This window comes from Rhodococcus sp. AG1013 (assembly GCF_003350365.1).
In the GTDB taxonomy this organism is placed as follows: Bacteria; Actinomycetota; Actinomycetes; order Mycobacteriales; family Mycobacteriaceae; genus Prescottella.
This window is the reverse complement of the sequence record NZ_QQAT01000026.1, coordinates 67782-85192: the sequence shown is the minus strand read 5'-3', so window position 1 is coordinate 85192 and position 17411 is coordinate 67782. Positions and strand designations below refer to the sequence as shown.

The 17411-nt window shown below is 68.2% G+C and carries 21 protein-coding genes; 12 read left to right on the top strand and 9 right to left on the bottom strand.

Annotated features, from left to right (window positions below; all coding sequences use genetic code 11):
* The first annotated feature begins 319 nt into the window (after positions 1–319).
* The 4 genes from DEU38_RS24835 (at position 320) to DEU38_RS24820 (ending at position 3495) form a co-directional block, all read left to right on the top strand.
* Positions 320–1333: an SMP-30/gluconolactonase/LRE family protein gene (locus tag DEU38_RS24835; protein ID WP_258558147.1), complete on the top strand. Its 1014-nt coding sequence runs from the start codon at positions 320–322 to the stop codon at positions 1331–1333.
* Between the two features lie 164 nt (positions 1334–1497).
* Positions 1498–2025, top strand: coding sequence for a peptidase (locus tag DEU38_RS24830; RefSeq protein ID WP_114724056.1), 528 nt, complete (start codon positions 1498–1500; stop codon positions 2023–2025).
* Between the two features lie 276 nt (positions 2026–2301).
* Positions 2302–3006 (top strand): TMEM165/GDT1 family protein, encoded by a 705-nt coding sequence (locus DEU38_RS24825; protein ID WP_114724046.1) that lies wholly within the window; start codon positions 2302–2304, stop codon positions 3004–3006.
* A gap of 9 nt (positions 3007–3015) precedes the next feature.
* Entirely contained in the window at positions 3016–3495 is a 480-nt protein-coding gene (locus tag DEU38_RS24820) for an FABP family protein (protein WP_114724045.1), read from the top strand.
* A gap of 7 nt (positions 3496–3502) precedes the next feature.
* Here DEU38_RS24820 and nrdF read toward each other — a convergent pair whose 3' ends face one another.
* Positions 3503–4471, bottom strand: a complete 969-nt coding sequence (nrdF, locus tag DEU38_RS24815; protein WP_114724044.1) for a class 1b ribonucleoside-diphosphate reductase subunit beta — start codon at positions 4469–4471, stop codon at positions 3503–3505.
* Positions 4464–5111: a superoxide dismutase gene (locus tag DEU38_RS24810; RefSeq protein ID WP_114724043.1), complete on the bottom strand. Its 648-nt coding sequence runs from the start codon at positions 5109–5111 to the stop codon at positions 4464–4466. Before DEU38_RS24810 ends, nrdF begins: the two co-directional genes overlap by 8 nt.
* A gap of 256 nt (positions 5112–5367) precedes the next feature.
* Between DEU38_RS24810 and DEU38_RS24805 the strand changes: the two genes are divergently transcribed.
* The 6 genes from DEU38_RS24805 (at position 5368) to DEU38_RS24780 (ending at position 10435) form a co-directional block, all read left to right on the top strand.
* On the top strand, positions 5368–6204 hold the full coding sequence (locus DEU38_RS24805) for an alpha/beta fold hydrolase (RefSeq protein WP_114724042.1): 837 nt from the start codon (positions 5368–5370) through the stop codon (positions 6202–6204).
* A 232-nt stretch (positions 6205–6436) separates the two neighbouring features.
* Positions 6437–6964 (top strand): hypothetical protein, encoded by a 528-nt coding sequence (locus DEU38_RS29515; RefSeq protein WP_258558146.1) that lies wholly within the window; start codon positions 6437–6439, stop codon positions 6962–6964.
* Positions 6965–7083: 119 nt separating this feature from the next.
* Positions 7084–7845, top strand: a complete 762-nt coding sequence (locus tag DEU38_RS24795) for a VOC family protein (protein WP_114724041.1) — start codon at positions 7084–7086, stop codon at positions 7843–7845.
* Positions 7842–8117 (top strand): hypothetical protein, encoded by a 276-nt coding sequence (locus DEU38_RS24790; RefSeq protein ID WP_114724040.1) that lies wholly within the window; start codon positions 7842–7844, stop codon positions 8115–8117. Before DEU38_RS24795 ends, DEU38_RS24790 begins: the two co-directional genes overlap by 4 nt.
* A 72-nt stretch (positions 8118–8189) precedes the next feature.
* Entirely contained in the window at positions 8190–8963 is a 774-nt protein-coding gene (locus tag DEU38_RS24785) for a TetR/AcrR family transcriptional regulator (protein WP_114724039.1), read from the top strand.
* Between the two features lie 53 nt (positions 8964–9016).
* A complete protein-coding gene (locus DEU38_RS24780) occupies positions 9017–10435 on the top strand; it encodes an amidase (RefSeq protein ID WP_114724038.1) in 1419 nt (472 codons plus the stop codon).
* Between the two features lie 104 nt (positions 10436–10539).
* Here DEU38_RS24780 and DEU38_RS29510 read toward each other — a convergent pair whose 3' ends face one another.
* The 3 genes from DEU38_RS29510 to DEU38_RS24770 are packed head-to-tail and all read right to left on the bottom strand — an operon-like array spanning position 10540 to position 11665.
* Positions 10540–10779, bottom strand: a complete 240-nt coding sequence (locus tag DEU38_RS29510; protein ID WP_258558145.1) for an ankyrin repeat domain-containing protein — start codon at positions 10777–10779, stop codon at positions 10540–10542.
* Positions 10743–11078, bottom strand: coding sequence for a hypothetical protein (locus tag DEU38_RS29505; protein WP_258558144.1), 336 nt, complete (start codon positions 11076–11078; stop codon positions 10743–10745). The genes DEU38_RS29510 and DEU38_RS29505 overlap by 37 nt, the downstream gene beginning before the upstream one ends.
* On the bottom strand, positions 11075–11665 hold the full coding sequence (locus tag DEU38_RS24770; protein WP_114724037.1) for a heme-binding protein: 591 nt from the start codon (positions 11663–11665) through the stop codon (positions 11075–11077). Before DEU38_RS24770 ends, DEU38_RS29505 begins: the two co-directional genes overlap by 4 nt.
* Before the next feature lie 162 nt (positions 11666–11827).
* Between DEU38_RS24770 and DEU38_RS24765 the strand changes: the two genes are divergently transcribed.
* Both DEU38_RS24765 and DEU38_RS24760 read left to right on the top strand, forming a co-directional pair.
* A complete protein-coding gene (locus DEU38_RS24765; protein ID WP_114724036.1) occupies positions 11828–12967 on the top strand; it encodes a sensor histidine kinase in 1140 nt (379 codons plus the stop codon).
* Positions 12964–13584, top strand: a complete 621-nt coding sequence (locus DEU38_RS24760) for a response regulator transcription factor (protein WP_114724035.1) — start codon at positions 12964–12966, stop codon at positions 13582–13584. Before DEU38_RS24765 ends, DEU38_RS24760 begins: the two co-directional genes overlap by 4 nt.
* Before the next feature lie 6 nt (positions 13585–13590).
* Here the strand turns inward: DEU38_RS24760 and DEU38_RS24755 are convergent, their stop codons facing one another.
* The 4 genes from DEU38_RS24755 to DEU38_RS24740 are packed head-to-tail and all read right to left on the bottom strand — an operon-like array spanning position 13591 to position 17370.
* Positions 13591–14514 (bottom strand): ABC transporter permease, encoded by a 924-nt coding sequence (locus DEU38_RS24755; RefSeq protein WP_114724034.1) that lies wholly within the window; start codon positions 14512–14514, stop codon positions 13591–13593.
* Between the two features lie 11 nt (positions 14515–14525).
* Complete coding sequence (locus DEU38_RS24750; protein ID WP_114724033.1) at positions 14526–15467, bottom strand: ABC transporter permease; 942 nt, start codon at positions 15465–15467, stop codon at positions 14526–14528.
* Complete coding sequence (locus DEU38_RS24745; RefSeq protein WP_114724032.1) at positions 15467–16333, bottom strand: ABC transporter ATP-binding protein; 867 nt, start codon at positions 16331–16333, stop codon at positions 15467–15469. Before DEU38_RS24745 ends, DEU38_RS24750 begins: the two co-directional genes overlap by 1 nt.
* A complete protein-coding gene (locus DEU38_RS24740) occupies positions 16330–17370 on the bottom strand; it encodes an ABC transporter ATP-binding protein (protein WP_114724031.1) in 1041 nt (346 codons plus the stop codon). The genes DEU38_RS24745 and DEU38_RS24740 overlap by 4 nt, the downstream gene beginning before the upstream one ends.
* Between the last annotated feature and the right edge of the window lie 41 nt (positions 17371–17411).

Here is a 17411-nt window from a genome sequence, read left to right as displayed (position 1 = left end):
AACGCCTTCTGGAACATCGTCAACTGGAACGACGTCGCCACCCGCTTCGCCGCCGCCCGCACCCAGACCGCCGGACTCATCGTCCCCGCCTGATCTGCGCGCAAAGCACTCCAGACATCTCAGCGGCGCCGCCCCCGATTCGTCGGGCGCGGCGCCGCTGCGCTGCCCCCACTCCCACGCTTTGCACTTGTCGCGCTCCGCGCTCACGTCCACCGCGCTTTGCGCACTTATCGCCGTTGCCGCGCCCGGAGAATCGCGACAAGTGCGCGAAACGCGAGTTGGCATAGTCGTCGTCTAGATCCTCGAGAATCAGACATGTTTGTGTCGCAACGCCGTTCATCGCGTACGTCGCGTAGCTGCAGCGCTGCGAGCCCTGACCCGACTCCGGAGTGAGACCACCCGGGCCGCCACCGAGTCCACTCAATCCGGTTGGGTGAATGGGAGATTCACCGCGATGGGTATCGTGGCTGCTATGACGGACATCACAATCGAGACCATCACCACGGGCCTTGCCTTCCCCGAGTGCCCGCGCTGGCGGGAGGGCCGCCTGTGGTTCTCCGACATCTACCGCGGTGTCGTCCTGCGCCTCGATCCGGCGACCGGTGAGGTCGAGCGGGTCGTCGAGGTCCCCGGCCAGGCCGGCGGGCTGGGCTTCCTGCCCGACGGCCGCCTGCTCGTCGCGTCCGTGCAGGAACGGAAGGTGTACCGCCTCGAGGACGACGGCACGCTCACCGTCCACGCCGATCTCCACGGCATCGCGCCGTGGCACCTCAACGACATGGCGGTCGACGCGTCCGGGCGCGCCTACGTCGGCAACTACGGTGACGACAGCGCGCCCCCGGCACCGCCGTTCCCCGCTGACCTGGCGATGGTCGAACCGGACGGTACCGCGCACGTCGTCGCGACCGAGATGCTGTTCGCCAACGGCATGGTGATCACCCCGGACGGTGCGACGCTGATCGTCGCCGAGACCCGTGCGTCCCCGGGACGGCTGACCGCGTTCACGATCGAGGCCGACGGCAGCCTCGTGAACCGGCGCACGCTCGTCGAGTTCGACGACGCGGCGGTCCTGCCCGACGGCATCGCGCTCGACGCCGAGGGCTCGGTCTGGGTGGCCTCACCGTTCAACCAGGAGGTGATCCGCGTGACCGCCGCCGGCGAGGTGGCCGAACGCATCGCGGTGCCGCACCCGTACGCCGTCGCGCTGGGCGGCGAGGACGGCCGCGACCTGTTCGTGTGCACGGCCGACACGTGGGTCCCGGAGGACGCGATCCGCATCGGCGGTGGCGCGATCCGGCGCCTGCGGGTGCAGGTTCCGGGTGCGGGTTTCTGACTCCCGGCTGGCACTCGGGACCCCTTGTGTGCCAGCGATACAGGAGCGCATGCTCGTAGTACCCAACGAGGTGTGAACGACGTGCGCGCCGGGCGGGCTCCGACCACAGGGGCCCGCCCGGCTGCTCCCGTCGCCAGGTGCCGCACGGGAGAATCGGGGTCGCGATGAACGAGCACGAATATGTCGGGGTCGCACCGTTCCACGCCTCCGGCGACCTCCGTGGCTTCGTGATCTCGGGACGCTGGCCCGACACGACCCGCGAGTGGGCGCAGCTGCTGGCCCTTGCCGTGCGGATCGCATCCCTGCCCGGCCTGCTGCCCACGTCGACCGTCTTCGGGGCGCGGGAGGAACTCCCCGACGATCCCGCACCCGGAACGGTCGGTCTGATCGTCTCCGAAGGACCCGTGCTCGGCGAGTCCGCGGTCGCGCCGGGGCGCTTCGTCGATCATCTGCCCCCGGCACTGCTGGTCCTGCACCCGCCTGCGGAGACCGTCCCGTCGCTTCCCGAGTGCGCCGGGGTGGCATCCGGGTGCGTGCTGCTCCCCGGCCTGCCACATCTCGGGCTCGAACACCGCGCGGCGTGGGTGGAGGCGGAGGCGGACGGCACTGTCACATCGATGATTTCGCGTGTGGGTATCGATCCGATCAGCGATCCCGACACCGCAGTTCTGGCGATGCTGCTCGCCGCCTGAACCGTTACGGAAGAAGAAAGTTCGGGATTCCAAACTTATTGTCGCCTTTGCGCTTTCGCTGATCCGGAGTTATCGTTGCCTCAGCGAAGGGGAGTAGCCCCCAATCGCTGGGTCGACATACTGGCCGGCACATTGCAGTGCCCGCCCGGCCCAGCGGACCGGATCTTCTCCGGTGGGCGAGACCTTCGGCCGTGAACGCATACGTGGCGTTCGGGGCCGGAGGAAGGTTTCCCCGACATCCTCCGAGAAGCGAGAAATCCGGAGGAGGGGTAATACATGCTGGCCGCGACACTGCTGAGTTTCGGCGTCATCTTCGTCGCCGAACTGGGCGACAAGTCCCAGCTCATGGCGATGACGTTCGCGCTGCGTTACCGCTGGTGGGTGGTTATCGCCGGCATCACGGTGGCGACCACCGTCGTGCACCTGGTCTCCGTCGGCGTCGGCCACTTCCTCGGTGCCGCGATTCCGACCACCGCCATGTCGATCCTCGGCGGCGTCGCCTTCCTGATCTTCGGCCTGTGGACACTGCGTGGCGACAAGCTCTCCGACGAGGAGGAGCAGAAGGCCCGCAAGGTCACCGGATCGGCCTTCCTGGCGGTCGCGTCGGCGTTCTTCCTCGCCGAACTAGGCGACAAGACCATGCTCGCCACCGTCACGCTCGCGGCGGACAACGACTGGGTTGGCGTGTGGATCGGATCGACGGTCGGCATGGTGGCCGCCGACGCCCTCGCGATCGTCGTCGGCGCGCTGCTCGGCAAGCATCTGCCCGAGGCGGTCGTCAAGATCGGCGCCGCGGTGCTGTTCTTCGCGTTCGGCGCCTGGCTGCTGCTCGAGGGCCTGTTCCCGGACAGCCCCGCCGGTCCGATCGTGGCGGGCACCATCGTCGCCGCCTCCGCCGTCGCGGCCATTGCCCGACGCGCTGTCCGTGGGCCCCGCACCCCGGCACCCGCCGAGCAGGTCGACGCACCCCGCGGTTCCTAGACTGACGGCATGGACCAGACGCAGCCCGACCTGCTCGCCCCTCTCGGTGATCTCGCCGCCTTCGCCGGACGGTGGGTGGGCGGGGGTGCCGGCCACTACCCGACCATCGACGACTTCGCGTACGACGAGGAGATCGAGCTCTCCCCCAGCGGAAAGCCGTTCCTGTTCTACCGCTCCCGCACCCGCAAGCCCGGCGGTGGCATGCCGATGCACACCGAGACCGGCTACCTGCGACTCACGGACGGCGTCGCCGAACTGCTCGTCACCCAGCCGACCGGTTTCGTCGAAATCCACCGCGCCACACTGTCCGACGGCATCCTCGACTTCGCACCGCACGCGCTGAGCGCGTCGCCCGACGCCAAGCCGGTCCACGAGATCCGGCGCCGCTTCGCCGTCGACGGCGACGTGCTCAGCTACGACATGTGGATGGCCTTCGACACGACGCCGATGACGCACCACCTGCGCGCGGAGCTGCGGCGCGCCGCGTAGAGCACGCTCAGAAGTCCCAGTCGGCGTCTTCGGTCGGCTTCTGCTTCCCGATGACGTAGGCGCTGCCGGAGCCGGAGAAGAAGTCGTGGTTTTCTCCGGCCCCGGGGTCCAGCGACGACAGGATCGCGGGGTTGACCTCGCAGTCCGATGCCGGGAACAGCGCCTCGTAGCCGAGGTTCGCGAGCGCCTTGTTCGCGTTGAACCGCATGTAGGACAACACGTCCGACGTCCAGCCCACCTCGTCGTACAGGTCGGCGGCGTACTCGACCTCGTTGTCGTAGAGGGTCTGCAGCAGCTCGTACGTGTAGGCGCGGTGCTCGTCGCGGGCGCCGACGTCGAGGTGTTCGAGCGCCTGCCGGCACTTGTACCCGATGTAGTACCCGTGCACCGCCTCGTCGCGGATGATCAGGCGGATGAGGTCGGCGGTGTTGGTGAGCTTGCCGTGGCTCGCCCAGTACATCGGCAGGTAGAAACCGCTGTAGAACAGGAACGATTCGAGCATCACCGATGCCGCCTTGCGCTTCAGCGCGTCGTCCCCGCGGTAGTAGTCGACGATGATCTGCGCCTTGCGCTGCAGGTGCGGGTTCCGTTCCGACCAGTCGAAGGCGGCATCGATCTGCCGGGTGGAGCACAGCGTCGAGAAGATCGAGCTGTAGCTCTTGGCGTGCACCGACTCCATGAACGCCATGTTCGTCAGCACCGCCTCCTCGTGCGGGGTGACGGCGTCGGCGATCATCGCGACGGCGCCGACGGTGGCCTGCGCCGTGTCGAGCAGCGTCAGTCCGGTGAACACCCGGATCGTCATCTCCCGCTCGACGTCGGTGAGCGTTTCCCACGACGCCAGATCGTTGGACAGTGGGATCTTCTCCGGCAGCCAGAAGTTGCCGGTGAGGCGGTCCCACACCTCGGCGTCCTTGGGATCGGGCAGCCGGTTCCAGTTGATCGCGTGCACTCGGTCGACCCGCCGTTCACTCACCGCCGCTCGCCTCCGTCAGACCGACGAGCCGACCGGCCCGGGCCGCGTCGAACCGTCGGCCGACATCGGACCAGTCGACGATCGACCACAGCCGTTCGATGTAGTCCGCCTTGACGTTGCGGTACTGCAGGTAGAAGGCATGCTCCCACGCGTCGAACACGAGCAACGGCGTGCTGGTGACCGCGAAGTTCGCGTGGTGATCGTGCAACTGGTGCACCACGAGGCGACCGCCGACCGGTTCCCAGGCCAGCACGCCCCACCCCGATCCCTGCACCGTGCCGGTCACCGCCGTCATCTCGGCGCGGAAACTGTCGAAGCTGCCGAAGAATTCGTCGATCGCGGCCGCCAGTTCGCCGTCGGGACGGTCGCCGCCTTGCGGCGACAGGTTGCGCCAGAAGATCGAGTGCAGCGCGTGACCGGAGAGGTTGAAGGCGAGGGCACGTTCGAGGCCGGCGAGCGCCGAGTAGTCGCCGCGCGCCCGGGCCTCGTGGAGTTGTTCCATGGTGCTGTTCGCTCCCCTCACGTACGCAGCGTGATGTGCGCCGTGGTGCAACTCCATTATCTCGCCGGAGATCGCCGGTTCCAGGGCGCCGTAGTCGTAGGCCAGGTCGGGAAGTGCATAGCCGCCGGTGCCGTTCATGTCCTCATGCCTCTCTTCGGTGCGTGACGACACGAGCCTAGCTCGAGTTCGGTATCCCAAACATAATTGTTCGATCATGCGAATATCCCACGCACCGGAAACACGGAGACCGATATCACTCAATCGCATGATTGGTTTCCGGTTCGACCGTAGGCTCGGTTCCCACGCCTCAACGAGATCACGCGAGTTTCGTTCCAGCTCAATGTTTCTGAGCACGGAGGTACCGGCCCGTGCCCGCCCAGGAGATAGGACCGCCATGAGCACCCCTGACTACGTCGACACCACCCGAGGACCGTCCGCCACGGACAAACTGCACTTCAACGAGGCCGGCGACGGCCATCCGCTGGTGCTGCTGCACGGTTCCGGCCCGGGCGTATCCGGCTGGTCCAACTTCTCGAAGAACCTCCCGGTGTTCGCCCGCAACTTCCGTACCGTCGTCGTCGACATGCCGGGCTTCGGCGCGAGTCCCGACATGGAGTACGACCGCCCGTACCCCGAGATCGCCGCGCAGTCGATCGTGACGCTGCTCGACGACCTCGGGATCGAGAAGGCGCACCTGCTGGGCAACTCCATGGGCGGCTGGGTCGCGCTCGAGACCGCGGCGCTCGCCCCGGAACGCGTCGAGCGCCTGGCCCTGATGGGCCCGGGTGGCCTGTACGCGCCGCTGCTGGGACCGATGCTCAGTGAGGGCGCGCGTCGGCTCAACGCCTTCCTCGTCGATCCCACCCGCGAGGCCCTCGAGGCGTGGGTGGATTCGATGGTCTACGACCCGGCCACCGTCACGCCGCAACTGCTCGACGAGCGCTGGGCCAACGCCACCGCACCCCGCGCGATCGAGCGCATGCGCGCGGTGATGGCGTCGCTCGCACTGCCCGGTAAGGCACCGCTGTGGACGCGCACCGACGAGATCCCGCACAAGACCCTGGTCACGTGGGGCCGCGACGACCGGATGCTGCCACTCGACGGCGCCCTGTTCGCACTGCGCCGCATGCCCAAGGCGGACCTGCACGTCCTGGGCGAGTGCGGGCACTGGGCGCAGGTCGAGCGCAAGCACGACTTCGAATCCCTCGTGACCGACTTCCTCACCCGCTGACCCGGCATCCCAGCCGGCGAAAGGAGCTTTCACACATGCTTTTCCAGCACGATGCGATCGATAGCGTCCTCGCCGCCGGGGACCGCCTGAGCGCACTGGAATCCGAGTGCGTCGAGGAGCGCAGGCTCGCAGCCGACAGCGCGAAGATCCTGCGCGATGCGGGCATCATGCGCCTGATCCAGCCCAAACGCCGGGGCGGGTTCGAGGCCGCGCCGACTACCGGATCGACGACGTGTGGTTCACGTCCGGACTGGCGGGCACCGGCAGCAACGACATCGTCGTGGACGGCGTGTTCGTCCCCGAACACCGCGTCCTCGACGTCGAGGACCTGTACGCGGGCCGCTGCCCGGGCCGCGAGGTCAACCCGAGCGCGCTGTTGCGGGTGCCGTGGTACACCCTGTTCGTCAACGCCGTCGTGGTGCCGCTGGTCGGGATGTCCCGCCGCGTGCTCGACGAGGCGGTCGGAATTCACAAGTCCCGCTCGGCCGCAGACGCCACCACACTTCCCCATCCGGCAACCCTCGCCCGGTTCACCGAGGCGGACTTCGAGATCGACACCGCCTACCGGATCCTCCAGTCGAACCTGGCCGACGCCTTTGCGGCCGTGGCGGATTCCGACGTCGTCCCGATGGAGATGCGGCAGCGTTCGAAGCGCGATCACATCGCCGCGGTCGGCCTGGCGGTCTCCGCCGCGGACAAGGCGTACCAGGTGGGCGGGCCCCGCTCGATCGCGACGTCCAGCGCGCTGCAGTCGGTGTGACGCGACGTCCACGCCGGACAGCATCACGCAATCAACCTGCCGGACAAGGTCAACCACGAATACGGCACCTACCTGCTCACCGGCGACCCCGGAACGCTCTACTGATTCGAGGAGATGCAATGCCTGTTCTCTCGCTGGGATACCTGCGCCTCGTGGTGACCGAGTCCGCGACACCGGGATTGGCGGCCGTCGGGTTCGAGGTGCTCGACCGAACGGACCTGCGCCACCTGGTCGAGCGGATCGAGGCCGCCGGTATCCCGACGCACGCCGGCACCGCCGCGGAGTGTGCGCTGCGCCAGGTCACCGGGTTCGTCGCGTTCGACGATCCGTCGGGCAACCGGGTGGAACTGTTCTACGGACCCGTCCTGAGCCATCGGCCCGTCGACCTGCCCTCGGTGTCCGGGTTCGTGACCGGCGACCAGGGCATGGGCCACGTGATCCTCAATGTGACCGACACCGAGGTCGCCTACGACTTCTACACGGGGGTAATGGGATTCGCCGAACGCAACTCGCTCGAGCTGCCGGGCGGCACCAGCTACTTCCTGGGCTGCAACCCGCGTCAGCACACTCTCGGGCTCAATCCGGCCGAGGGTCCGGGGCTGCTGCACTTCATGGTGGAGACCGCGGAGATCGACGACGTCGGCAAGGCGCTCGACCGGGCGCACGACCTCGGCATCCCCATGATGCAGTCGCTCGGTAAGCACACCAACGACCGGATGCTCTCGTTCTACATCTATTCCCCCGAGGGGCATGCCACCGAGATCGGTTGGGGCGGTGAGCGGATCGAGGCTCCGACGCCGACCTACCGGATCACCGAGGGCGCGGTGTGGGGTCATCGGTACACGCCGCCCCCGGCCGGCGCGAAGGGCCTGCCCCGGTGACGGGAACCCTCGACGACGGACTCTCGACGGGCACCGGAGTCCCATCGACCGAGCCACAGCAGCGTTGGACGCCGCGGCTCGTCACCGTGCTGGTGGTCCCGATCCTCGTCTCCGAGATCATCCCGGTCTCGGCAGCCCCGGACAACCAGGTGGTCAGCTCGAGCGTCGCGGAGGTGAGCCGCACACTGATGGCGGGCGTCGGCTTCGTGTGGGCATACGTCCTGTTCCTGCCCCGCCGATTCGGTGCCATCGAACAAGCGCTTCGTCAGTAAAGCGGCCGATAACCCGCTGCTAGCCTCGGGTAGTACACGATCGAATCAATACCTGAACAAGAGGAGTGAACCGTGGCGTCAGTGGGCCGACGCGAGGTGATCCTGGCTGAATCGGCACGACTGTTCTCCGATCGTGGCATCACAGCGACAACGATTCGGGAGATCGGCGAGGCAGTCGGACTCAATTCGGGAACGCTCTATCACTATTTCAACTCGAAGGACGCAATCGTCTCCGAGATCCTGGTGAGCTTCCTGACCGACCTGGTGGAGCGCTACAACTCCGTCGTCGAGTTGCCGGAGACCGCGCGCGAGCGTCTCGCGAGGATCGTGCGCGTGTCCCTCGAGACGGCCGACGCCCATCCGTACGCGACCGAGATCTACCAGAACGAGTTCGCGAACCTCGGCACGCTCCCCCGCTATACCGAGATCGCCGCGGCGGTCGAGGCTTCCCACGATGCCTGGTTCGGGATCGTCGAGGACGGCGTCCGCGGCGGCGAATTCAATTCCGGAATAGACGTTTTCGAGTTCCAGCGGATGATGCGCGAATGCGTATTCATGTCCGTGCGCTGGCATCGCAAGACCCTGAGCCGGGACATCGAGTCCCTGACGACGACCCTCACCACCGTCTTCCTCAACGGGTTCGTCCCGGCGCCGACAGAGACCGACGGCGCTCCCCTCCCGCCGGCACCGAAACGAGCACGCACCAAGAAGATCGTCGCCGCCCCCGCCCCCGAAGCGGAGACCCCGACCGGCGGGGCCGAGGACATCCGGGCCGAACTCGACTCACTGCGCACCGAACTGCGGGCGATCCGCGAGGCCATCGCGGACCGACCCGACGCGAGCTGATCCGTCCGCTGGAACCCTCCCGGACCGAGCCCGCGGCGACCTAGACTCCGGACATGACCGATGATCCGCGGATCCACACATTCGGTGACGACGCCCTCGGCGACCTGGACGCGACCGGCGTCGCCGCCCGCATCGCGGCCGGTGAGGTGTCGTCACGGGAGGTCGTGCAGGCGGCCATCGACCGCGCCGAGAAGGTCCAGGGCAGGCTGAACGGTATCCAGGCCCGCGACTTCGAGCGAGCCCTGAAGCTGTCCGATACCCCGCGCCGCGGCGTCTTCGCCGGTGTACCGACGATCGTCAAGGACAACGTCGACGTCGTGGGGCTGCCCACCGGGCAGGGCAGTGCCGCGTTCACCCCCGCCCCCGCCGACCGCAACAGCGACTTCGTGGACCAGTTCCTGTCGACGGGCTCCGTCTCCATCGGCAAGAGCCGGCTGCCCGAGTTCGGGTTCAGCGCCTCCACCGAGTACGCGGACGCCGATCCGGTCCGGAACCCGTGGAACCCCGAATACTCGTCCGGTGCGTCGTCCGGCGGTTCGGCGGCGCTCGTGGCGTCCGGCGCTCTGCCCTTCGCGCACGCGAACGACGGGGGCGGCTCCATCCGAATTCCCGCTGCGGCATGCGGGCTCGTCGGTCTGAAGCCGACCCGCGGCCGCACCATCGCCGATGCGACCGACAAGACCATGCCGATCCGGATCGTCACGCAGGGCGCCATCAGCCGCTCGGTGCGCGACACCGCCCGCTTCTACGCCGCGGCCGAGCAGTACTACCGGAACCCGAAGTTGCCGCCGATTCGCCTGGTGGAGGGTCCGGCCGCAACGCGGCTGCGGGTCGGCGTGATCGCCGACTCGGTGACCGCGGTGCCCACCGACGACGAGACGCGCAAGTCCGTGGCATCCACCGCCGATCTGCTCGACGAACTCGGCCACCATGTCGAGGAGGCGTCGCTGCCGGTCGGCGAGGACTTCATGCGCGACTTCAAGCTGTACTGGGGCTTCCTGTCCTTCGCGATCCTCGCCGGCGGGAAGCGGATGTTCGGACCGACGTTCGATCCGAAGAAGACCGACAATCTCAGCCGCGGACTGGATGCGATGTACCGCAAGCACATGGTCGAGACACCCCGCATGCTGTACCGGTTGCGGCGCACGGCCCGCACCTACTCCCGAGCGTTCCAGAAGTACGACGTCGTGCTCTCCCCGGTCCTCGGACACACCACACCCAAGCTCGGGTACCTCTCCCCCGCACAAGATTTCGACACACTGTTCGAGCGCCTGGTGACCTACGCCTCGTTCACCCCGCTCAACAACGCCTCCGGCGGACCGGCCATCTCCCTCCCACTGCACCGGACGTCGAACGGTCTGCCCCTGGCCTCGCACTTCTCCGCGAACCACGGCGACGAGCGCACCCTCCTCGAACTCGCCTTCGAACTCGAGGCCGCCCGGCCCTGGGCCCGGATCCAGGACCCCGACTGACCCGACACCTGTCCGCCCCACCTCCCGACCCACCTCGAGCGATGAACGGGAGCTCACGGCACGGTTCGGGTTCGGGGCGTGCCGTCAGTTCCCGTTCGACGCGGTCAGCACCGCGACGATGTCGTGCTGGCCGCGGGACTGCGCCTTCTGCAGCGGGACACGACATCGAGGTACCGGGCCGATCCGTCGCCGTAGACGATCGCCTCGTGTAGCGCCGTCCAACCCGGGTCGTTGACGTGGTTCACCGGCACCCCCGCCCGGATCAGGGTCCGCACGGTCTCCACGTGCCCGTACTCGGACGCCGGGATCAGCGCGGTCCCACCGAATCGGTTGGTGCTGTGCATATCAGCGCCGCCGCCACGGCGACCGCGTTCGCCTTGGTCGCCTCCACCAGCGGGGTCCGGCCGCCCGCACCCCGGGCCTCTACATCGGCTCCGCCGGCGAGAGCGTCGCGCACTCGGACCGCGTCGCCCGTCCGTACCGCCGCGAAGAGCGCCCCTTCGAGTTCCGGCGTGGACACCGGCGTGGGTACGGGCGACGCGACGTCGGAAGACACTGGCGTGGAATATGTCTCGGGCACCTCGGCGCTGCCGCACGCGGCCGCCGTCAATGCGACGGCGGCCAGCAGGACGGCAGCCCTCACTGCAGGCTCCCGGCGATCTCGGCGAGTCCGGCTGCGGCGCAGGCCTGGTCGGCGTTGCCGTCGGGCGCACCGCCCACCCCGATGCCGGCGATCGACGCGTTACCCACGTTCACCGTGACACCACCGGGCAGGAACAGCGTGCCGGGCAGGTCAGCAACGGTCGGGCCGTCGCCCTTCGCGCGGCCGGTGAGGTCGCTGGTGTTCGCACCGAACGCGGCGGCCGTGTAGCCCTTGGCCCGCGACGCCTCCACGGTGTGCTGGGCCGCGTTGTCGCCGCGCAGCATCGCCTGCACGTTGCCGAAGCGGTCCACCACCGAGACGGTGACGTAGCCGAGGCCGTCGGCCTGGCACTTCGCGAGCGCGGCCTGCGCGGCGCGGCCGGCGGTCGCCACGGCCAGCCGGTTCGCGGAGACGGTGCCCTTGTCGGCGGCGCCGGGCTGTTGCGACGAGACCGCGGCGGGCGCGACCTCCATGGCGGTGGGCGGAGCGGCAGCGTCGTCGGTCGATCCGCAGGCGGCCGCGGCCAGCAGGGCAACGGTGGGGACGGCGATCGCGAGGGCTCGGGGCAGGCGGAGGGAGGTGGTCATCTTCGGTCCTCTCGGAGGTGGTGAATCGATCGATTCGAGCCTCGCTCCGACGGCTGTTCGACGGCATCGCCCGCCCGTCTGCGCTGGTCTCGACCCTCCGGCCACGCAGACATCATCCGAATGGCCGATCCGCGCGGGTTGCGGTCTCCGTAGGATCGGGCCGTGCAGGACAAGTCGGCGTTCCGCAGACCGATCGGGGTCGCGATCCACCTCTCGTTCTACGTGCTGCTCGCGGCGTCCACGGCCCGCTACCTCACGTATCACGGGTTCGGCGACCGCTGGGTGGTCATCGCGAGCCTCGTCGCCGTACTCGCGGCGCTCTACATGGTGGTCGTGGTGACCTCGCGCCGCGGCGCGGTGTGGCAGCCGTGGGTGTGGCCGGTCCTGAGCACGTGGGTGGCACTGGTGTGGCTCGCGCCGAGCTTCGCGTGGACGGCGTTCCCGATCTTCTTCCTCTGCACCCGCGCGTTCCCGCGGTGGCTCGCGTTCCTGGTGGTCGCCGCGCTGGCGGTGTTCACCGGCATCGAGTTCGTGTCGTTCAGCGGGCGGACCGAATGGGCGGTGTTCCTGGCCCCGCTGTGCACGGGCGCCCTCATCGTCCTCGCCTACGGCCAGGTGGAGCGCGACAGCGCCGAACGGGAACGACTGCTCGGTGAACTCGTCACCGCCCAGTCCAGGCTCGCCGAGACCGAGCGGGAGGCCGGCGTGCTGTCCGAACGCGAACGGCTCGCGCGGGAGATCCACGACACCGTCACACAGGGACTCACCAGCGCGCTGCTGCATCTCGAGGCGGCCGAGCAGGTGTGGGAGCAGCCGGGGCCACGGGCGCGGGAGGAGGTCCACGTCGCAACGGCGTCGCTGCGCGAGAACCTGGCCCAGACCCGGGATCTGGTCCACTACCTGAGCTCCCCCGACCTCGAGACGCAGACGCTGGAAGCGGCGCTGCTCGCCGCCGCCCGCGGATATGTTCCGTCGGCGCAGCTTCGGGTGATCGGCGAACCGGCGCCGCTGCCGTCCGCCGTCGAGCACGCACTGTTGCGGATCACGCAGAGCGCTGTGTCGAACATCCGCCGGCACGCCCACGCGCAGACTGTGGGGGTGACCCTGACATACCTGCCCGACGCCGTCGCCCTGGACATCTTCGACGACGGCGTCGGCTTCGACGTGGGCGACCGCAGCGGATTCGGGCTGACAGCGATGCGGCAGCGGGTCGAGGCGCTCGGCGGGACGTTCTCGGTGGAGAGCGCACCCGGCGAGGGCACCGTCGTGGCCGCCCAGGTTCCGGTCGGGGGTGCGGCGTGATCTCCGTGCTGCTGGTGGACGACCACCTCGTGGTTCGCGCGGGGCTGCGCGCCCTGCTGGACTCGCAACCCGACATCGAGGTGACCGGCGAGGCCGACACCGGCGAGGACGCCGTCGCGCTCGCCGCGGACCGCGCACCGGATCTGGTGATGATGGATCTCGCGCTCGGCGCCGGAATCGATGGGGTGGAAGCGATTCGACGCATCCGCGCCGCCCGGCCCGACCAGCCGGTACTGGTGTTCACCACCTACGACACGGACGCCGACGTGGTGCGCGCACTCGACGCGGGCGCGATCGGCTACCTGCTCAAGGACTCCGCGCCGCGGGACATCTTCGCCGCGATCCGCGGCGCGGTCGTGGGCCAGAGCGTGCTGTCGCCGCCCGTCGCGGCCCGCGTGCTCGACCAGATGCGCCGACCCGACCAGGCCCTCACCGCACGCGAGGCGGAACTGCTGACCCTGCTGGCCGAGGGCCTGACGAACAAGGAACTGGGCCGGCGGCTGTTCATCAGCGAGGCCACCGTGAAGACCCACCTCGCCCACATCTACGCCAAGCTCGGCGTCGACTCTCGTGCCGCAGCCGTCTCGATCGCCCTGCGGCGGGACGGGATTCGCTGACGATACCTATCTGTTTCGGGTGAGCAGCCGGACCTTGCGGGTGGTGCCGGTGCCTTCGAGGGCGTCGCGCAGGCCGTCACCGAACGTGGAAAGCGCCAGAACGGTTGCGACGATCATGACCGCAGGCGCGATCAGCGCGGCAGGAGCGGTGTAGACGTTGTCGAATGCATCGCGCAGCATGCTGCCCCAGGATGTCTGCGGCGCCTGCACGCCGAGACCGAGGAAGCTCAGCGATGCCTCGGCGACGATCGCAACGCCGGCGGAGAAGGTGAGCTGCACCAGAATCGGGGACGCGGCGTTGGGAAGCACATGCCGCCACAGCAGCCGCCACTGCGAACATCCCAGTGCCCGACAGGCTTCGATATAGGTTTCGGTGGCGACAGACTCGGCGGCTCCGCGGGCGAGACGGAAGAGTGACGGCGCAAGCACGATACCGATGGCGAGCATCGCGTTGGTCAGTCCCGGGCCGAGGATGCCGACGACGGCGATGGCCAGGATCAGGGGCGGCAGCGACTGCAACGCGTCGGAGATCCGCGACAGCACGGCCCCCACCCAGCCGCCGAGCAATCCGGCGAGCAATCCGAACGGGATTCCCAACAGCGCGGCGACGCCGACGGCCTGCACGATGGCCGCGAACGTCACCGACGCTGCATCCAGCAGTCGGCTGAGATTGTCGCGTCCGTACAGGTCGGTCCCGAGGAGGTGCGCTCCGTCGGCCGGGGCGAAACTGTTCGACAAGTCCTGCGCATTCGGGTCGTACGGTGCGAGCAGGCCGCCGAACGCGGCCAGCAGCATCACAACGACGAGGAATCCCAAGGCGACCATCGCCAACCGGTTGCTCCGCAGCAACCGGAGCGGGCGACTGGTGGTCCAGAAATGGACGAAGGGATTGGGCGGACGTGTCACCGCGGCATCGGTCGTGCTGATCATGGTCAGGCCTTTCAGACGCGGACGCGAGGATTGAGGTAGCCGTAGGTGGCATCGACGATCACGTTGATCACCACGATGAACACCGCGCAGACCATGACGATGCCGAGGATCACCGGGACGTCGCGAGAGAAGACGGAGCTCACCGCGAGTGTGCCCAGTCCCGGGAGCGCGAAGACGAACTCGACCGTCACCGCACCGGCAAGGACCCGCGAGACCTGCAGGCCCAGCACCGTGACGATCGGTACGCCGGCGTTCTTGAGGCCGTGTTTTCCGATGATCGCTTTCTGCAGCAGACCTTTGGCGCGAGCAGTGCGTATGAAGTCCCGGCCCAGCACGTCGACGAGCGAGGCGCGAGTCTGTCGCGCCAGTTCGGCAGCGGAGATGGCGGCGATCGCGATCGCCGGAAGGATCAGATGCTGCAGCCACGCACCTGCCCCGTCGGTGAGCATCGCGTATCCGGTGGCAGGGAAGATCGGGCTGAGGATTGCCAACGGGATCACCAACGCCAGCGCAACGATGAACGGCGGCACCGCGATGGCCACACTCGAGAGTACGGTCAGCCCCCGGTCCAACCACGAGTTCGGGCGCACCGCAGCGGCGATGCCCGCCGGCAGTCCGACGGCCACCACGATCAGCATCGTCACGAACGTCAGCGAGAGGGTCACCGGAAGTCGTTCGGCGATGATCTGCACCACCGACTGAGTGCTGTAGAGCGAGGTCCCCAGGTCTCCGGTCAGCGCCCCACCGAGCCAGTCGAGGTACCGCACGATCAACGGTTGGTCCAGCCCGAGCGCCTGCCTGGTCTGTTCGATCTGCTCGGCGCTGGCATTGTCACCGGCCAGCGCCGTCGCCGCATCGCCCGGAACGAGATCGACGAGCGCATAGACGAAGAAGCTGACGAACAGCAACATCGGGATCGCCGAGGCGATCCGCTTTGCGATCAGGGTCAGCATCAGGACTCCTTCCCGGTGCCGACCATCGCCGACGCGGCACGCCCCGCGTCCGCTTCGGCTCGTCTGCCGAGGAAGTGCGCCCGCGGATCCGGGATCGCCTCCAGCAAGGTCTTGGTGTAGGCGTGCTGCGGATCGGTGAAAACCTGCTCGGTGGGCCCCATCTCCACGATCACACCCTTGCGCATCACGGCGACGCGGTGCGCGAGGAACCGCACGAGCGACAGGTCGTGCGAGACAAACACATATGCCAGTCCGCGCTCGCGTTGCAGGTCGATGAGCAGGTTGAGCACCTGCGCCTGGATCGAGACATCCAGTGCCGCAACGGGTTCGTCACACACGATGAAATCCGGCTCGGTGGTCAGCGCTCGCGCAATCGCGATGCGCTGCAACTGGCCGCCCGAGAACTCACGCGGATACTTGTCGAGCTGGTCGGCCCGCAGCCCGACCCGCGCCAGCAAGGCGGTCACCGCGGCGTCGCGTTCAATCCCCTTCAAACCGCGGTGGATCGTGAGCGGCTCACCGACCGCCTCGCGGATGGTCATATGGGGGTCGAGAGACGAGAACGGATCCTGGAAGATCATCTGAGCCCGTTGCCGGAACTCGCGCAGCTCCGCCCTGGACAGACCGCGAACATCGCGGCCGTCGAACACGATCGATCCCGAGTCCGGTTCGATCAGTCGCAGGGCAAGACGGCCGACGGTGGACTTGCCTGCACCGGATTCCCCTACGATCCCGACGGTCTCTCCCCTCTCGACGGTGAAGGAGACATGGTCGGTCACCGTGGTACGTTCACGCACCCGACCGAGCAGGTTCCGCTTCACCGGATAGGTCTTGACGAGATCCGATACTTCCAGCAGCGGGCTCATCCCGTGATCCCTTCCAACACCAGATCATTCGCGCGTACACATCGCACCGCCCGCGTGGACTCGGCTGCCGCACCCGCGAGTGGAACGGGGCCGGCTTCGCATTCCGGACCCGCATGGGGGCATCTCGGCGCGAACCGGCACGAATCCGGCCAGTCCCACGGTGCGGGTACCGCTCCCGCGATCGCCTGCAGCGGAGCCGACCGGTCCCGGTGATCCGGAATCGCATCGAGCAGGCCCTGGGCGTAGGGGTGCTGCGGGGACAGAAACAGATCCTCGACCGGTGCGGACTCGATCACCTGTCCGGCGTACATCACATTGACGGCGTCACACATCTGCGCGACGACGCCGAGATCGTGGGTGATGAACAAGATCGCAACCTCGAACTGCTGCTGCACCTCTCGCATCAGATCGAGCATCTGCGCCTGCACGGTGACGTCCAGGGCGGTGGTCGGCTCGTCGGCGATCAGCAGTTTCGGTCGGCACACCATTGCGATCGCCAGCATCACCCGCTGACACATCCCACCGGAGAACTCGTGCGGATAGGCATCGGCGCGCCGCGCCGCGTCGTCGATCCCCACGGCGTCGAGCATCTCCACCGCGCGCGCCCAGGCGGCCTTCCGACCCACCCGTTCGTGCCTGCGCACGACCTCCGCGATCTGCGACCCGACAGAGAAGGCCGGGTCCAGGCTACGTCGGGGCTCCTGAAAGATCATCGACACTTCGGTGCCGCGCACATCCGCCAGCTCACGATCGGTCATGCCGACCAGCTCACGGCCGGCCACTCGGATCGACCCCGACACCTTCGACGTCGCCGCCGGCAGCAATCCCATCGCGGCGAGTGACGTCACCGTCTTGCCGGACCCGGATTCCCCGACGACACCGACCACCGATCCCGCCGGTACCGACAGGTCGACTCCGTCGACCACCCGGGTCCATCCACGATCGGTGACGAAGTCCACCGACAGTCCCTCGACCCGCAACACCGGCTCCGCATCAGCGTGCGTCGACGTCAATCGGCCAGCGACATCGATACTCATGCAACAACTCCCGAACTCTGAGGGCCTGCAGCCACTATGGG

What these genes read in the sequence shown, in the direction of transcription:
- DEU38_RS24795 (WP_114724041.1), top strand. Translation starts at nt 7,084, where the DNA reads ATGCCTGTTCTCTCGCTGGGATACCTGCGCCTCGTGGTGACCGAGTCC.
- DEU38_RS24745 (WP_114724032.1), bottom strand. Translation starts at nt 16,333, where the DNA reads ATGAGCCCGCTGCTGGAAGTATCGGATCTCGTCAAGACCTATCCGGTG.
- DEU38_RS24780 (WP_114724038.1), top strand. Translation starts at nt 9,017, where the DNA reads ATGACCGATGATCCGCGGATCCACACATTCGGTGACGACGCCCTCGGC.
- DEU38_RS24805 (WP_114724042.1), top strand. Translation starts at nt 5,368, where the DNA reads ATGAGCACCCCTGACTACGTCGACACCACCCGAGGACCGTCCGCCACG.
- DEU38_RS24830 (WP_114724056.1), top strand. Translation starts at nt 1,498, where the DNA reads ATGAACGAGCACGAATATGTCGGGGTCGCACCGTTCCACGCCTCCGGC.
- DEU38_RS24740 (WP_114724031.1), bottom strand. Translation starts at nt 17,370, where the DNA reads ATGAGTATCGATGTCGCTGGCCGATTGACGTCGACGCACGCTGATGCG.
- DEU38_RS24750 (WP_114724033.1), bottom strand. Translation starts at nt 15,467, where the DNA reads ATGCTGACCCTGATCGCAAAGCGGATCGCCTCGGCGATCCCGATGTTG.
- DEU38_RS24755 (WP_114724034.1), bottom strand. Translation starts at nt 14,514, where the DNA reads ATGATCAGCACGACCGATGCCGCGGTGACACGTCCGCCCAATCCCTTC.
- DEU38_RS24770 (WP_114724037.1), bottom strand. Translation starts at nt 11,665, where the DNA reads ATGACCACCTCCCTCCGCCTGCCCCGAGCCCTCGCGATCGCCGTCCCC.
- DEU38_RS29510 (WP_258558145.1), bottom strand. Translation starts at nt 10,779, where the DNA reads ATGCACAGCACCAACCGATTCGGTGGGACCGCGCTGATCCCGGCGTCC.
- DEU38_RS24825 (WP_114724046.1), top strand. Translation starts at nt 2,302, where the DNA reads ATGCTGGCCGCGACACTGCTGAGTTTCGGCGTCATCTTCGTCGCCGAA.
- DEU38_RS24810 (WP_114724043.1), bottom strand. Translation starts at nt 5,111, where the DNA reads ATGAACGGCACCGGCGGCTATGCACTTCCCGACCTGGCCTACGACTAC.
- DEU38_RS24820 (WP_114724045.1), top strand. Translation starts at nt 3,016, where the DNA reads ATGGACCAGACGCAGCCCGACCTGCTCGCCCCTCTCGGTGATCTCGCC.